At 45.2% G+C, this 2,884-nt stretch carries 3 protein-coding genes and 2 pseudogenes; 2 read left to right on the forward strand and 3 right to left on the reverse strand.

Features of this window, described 5'->3' with window-relative positions; translation table 11 throughout:
- A partial coding sequence (locus tag AAY47_RS17825) for a transposase (RefSeq protein ID WP_047771614.1) occupies window positions 1-350 on the forward strand: 350 nt, incomplete at its 5' end.
- Between the two features lie 49 nt (window positions 351-399).
- A complete protein-coding gene (locus AAY47_RS17830) occupies window positions 400-684 on the forward strand; it encodes a hypothetical protein (protein ID WP_047771615.1) in 285 nt (94 codons plus the stop codon).
- 74 nt (window positions 685-758) lie between these two features.
- Here the strand turns inward: AAY47_RS17830 and AAY47_RS17835 are convergent.
- The 3 genes and pseudogenes from AAY47_RS17835 to AAY47_RS17845 form a co-directional block, all read right to left on the reverse strand.
- A pseudogene (locus AAY47_RS17835) lies at window positions 759-1,064 on the reverse strand (transposase); the annotation flags it as partial.
- Window positions 1,065-1,080: 16 nt separating this feature from the next.
- A pseudogene (locus AAY47_RS17840) lies at window positions 1,081-1,571 on the reverse strand (transposase); the annotation flags it as partial.
- Window positions 1,572-1,763: 192 nt separating this feature from the next.
- Window positions 1,764-2,798 (reverse strand): IS110 family transposase, encoded by a 1,035-nt coding sequence (locus AAY47_RS17845; protein WP_047771618.1) that lies wholly within the window; start codon window positions 2,796-2,798, stop codon window positions 1,764-1,766.
- Between the last annotated feature and the right edge of the window lie 86 nt (window positions 2,799-2,884).

The raw sequence follows: 2,884 nt of genomic DNA on the forward strand, positions 1-2,884 counted from the left end.
CACTGTTTTATCAGATAATGTCAGACAGTGTTACGCGGACTGATGTCATTGATTTTTTAGAACAGGTTGCAAAGCAAGGGGATCATCGCCTGACATTTGTCGTATTAGATAATGCGCGTATCCATCATAGGATAGATGAAAAAATCAAAAGTCGCGGGTTACGAGAACACAACCTGTTTTTATTTTACTTTCCCGCCTACAGCCCAGAGCTGAATCTGATTGAAATCGTCTGGAGACAGGCTAAATATCACTGGCGACGTTTTATCACTTGGACTCAGGATACAATGGATCATGAGCTAAATACTTTATTTGAAAGTTATGGTCGCCAATTTGCAGTTAATTTCTCTTGAGGACTTAACAATATTATCACTTATCCTGTGCTTAACAGGATGTGAATTCATGTCTAATACTATTTCAAGTTACTGGCAGACTTATAAAGATAAGTCTGAACCATTTTCACCACCTGAAAAAAATCAATGGATTACAGTCGAAGGTATTGCTCCTCCAAATACGAAACCTAATTTAGACAGTATTTATGCTTCAAATAGGTGTCTTGCTACTCATAATACCGCAGGTGGAACACTCTATCACCTACCTAAATATCACTGGAACAGATTTAATATTTTAGTAGATCCTGTAACAGGTTATTTTAAAGAAAAAATACCTCTTAATGGTGGAGGTTGATGTCAATGGCAGATTGATAATATTGAATTAGCTCTTGAGTATACTAACGTTAGCCATCTGATGAAGTGTAGCGGTCAAGAAATACCGGACACATTTTTAGCCTTTTCCCACTGCTTTTCATATTCAACCGGTGAAAGTCCGCCATTAAAACTATGTGGACGATCGTGGTTGTAATAGCCGCCCAAATATGGCGTGATATCCCGTATGGCATCATGGATATCCAGATACCCTTCCGGGGGAACCCATTCACTCTTCAGACTGCGAAAGACTCTTTCCATTGGGGAATTATCCCAGCAATTTCCCCGTCGGCTCATACTCTGGATGATTTTGTTTCTCCATAATAAACGACGGAACTTATTGCTGCTGTATTGGCTTCCCTGGATGCCCTTCTGAGTGTCAAGTCATTATTTGTATGCTGTTGATCTGCCGATTCTGGTTACGCAGTAAGGTAAATATCTCTCTGGATATATAGCGTTTCAGGCAACGTATGGCTTCCCGTTTTGAATGGCCTTCTCTAATTCGCCTGGCGACATATTCCTGTGTTTTGGCATCTGTACGTAATCTGCCAATGGCGATGATATGAAGCGCGCTGTTCGCTGCACGATCACCTCCTCGAGGCGCTGATTTTTCCCCGAAGACGCGGGAACTGGATTGACACCACATAATGCAGCAAAGCCTGATTCTGAGTGCAAGCGTTCTGGATTGTCCCCGGCCGTAATGAGGAGTTGGGAGGCACATTCGTATCCCACTGCCTTGCGTTTGATAAGTTCTGGGACGAGCTCGTCAACAATCGCCGCTATCATGATGTCCAGCTCGCCAATCTCATCATGTAATTACAGATAATGCCGGGCCAGTGATTTCAACGTAATACGGTAGGCATCCTCGACATACGGTTTGCGACCCTATATCCGGCGTCATAATGGAAAAATTATCCGCGCCATGATGTCATCCGCGCCCTGCTTCCTTCTCACTACATCGGTATATCACTACCTTGTATAAGAACAGGCTATTACAGGGACGGTAGCCGTTTTCTCATCAGTGTTTGCAAACTCGATAATGCGTCTATTTATGTTGCTCAATTAATTAATAGTAAAAGCTTTTTCCATATTAAAATCCACTTCATCCCGCAGAACACGCCAGATAATCCGGGTCAGTTTGTTGGCTAAAGCGATCGTGGCTTTCATAAACCCGCATCGGGCAATCAGTTTTCTCAACCATTCTCCCAGACAGTCATCACGATTTTGGACACAGCGCATCACTGCACGAGCACCGTGGATAATTAACGTTCGGAGATGACGGTTTCCATTTTTGTTCAGGGAAGACAGCCGGTTTTTTCCACCTGAACTGTGTTGTCGGGGAACCCGGCCACACCAGGCAGAAAGTTGCCGGCCATTGGCAAATTGGGGCGCACTGATTTCACTCACGAAGGCTGCCGCAATAAGGGGACCGACTCCGGGGATTGTGAGCAGATAGTGATAACCGCTTTGCTGACGGGAAAGTGCCGCTATTTCATTATCCATTTCATGAATGCGAATGTTCAGATTCCGTAGGTCTGCCCCCAAAGTATGAAGCAAACGTCGTAGTGCAGAGGACAGCTCATGGCTCTCCTCTTCTAGAATCTCAGGCAGGTACTGTTGCAGTTTCTGAATACCTGCAGGAACGATCACCCCCTCCTCAGCGAGGAAAGCCCTAATCTGGTTGGCGAGTGCGGTACGTTGTTCCACCATGAGTTGTCGGGCACTGCGCAGTGCCTTGATATCTTGCTGTTCCACCGTCTTGACCGGAACAAAATGGATACCGGGTCGGCAGGCCGTTTCGCAGATAGCCAGTGCATCATTGGCATCATTTTTTTGATGATGGCTGAACGCTTTGACATGCTGGGTCGGCACAAGCCTGATGATAAATCCCATCGCCTGAAGGGTTCTGCCCCAATAGTGAGAAGTTGCACAGGCCTCCATAGCAATGAGGGTTCCTGGCGAAAAAGTGCGCACAGTATCAAGCAATTTTTGCCGTGAAATTTTTCGGTTCGAGGCGACAGAACCGTCCTCCATCCAGACACAGACTTGAAAAACGTTTTTGGCGAGGTCAATGCCAATGACTTTAATCGTATTCATGAGATGTTCTCCCGAAATTCAGTGCATCGGAAAAAAAGATGGCACTATTTGCTGCTGAAAAAGGGGACGTCCATCACATCACTACA

Origin of the sequence: Xenorhabdus griffiniae (genome assembly GCF_001028135.1) — a bacterium.
Classification (GTDB): Bacteria; Pseudomonadota; Gammaproteobacteria; order Enterobacterales; family Enterobacteriaceae; genus Xenorhabdus; species Xenorhabdus bakwenae.

Coding starts and splice junctions, on each gene's coding strand:
- AAY47_RS17830 (WP_047771615.1), top strand. CDS start 400: ATGTCTAATACTATTTCAAGTTACTGGCAGACTTATAAAGATAAGTCT.
- AAY47_RS17845 (WP_047771618.1), bottom strand. CDS start 2,798: ATGAATACGATTAAAGTCATTGGCATTGACCTCGCCAAAAACGTTTTT.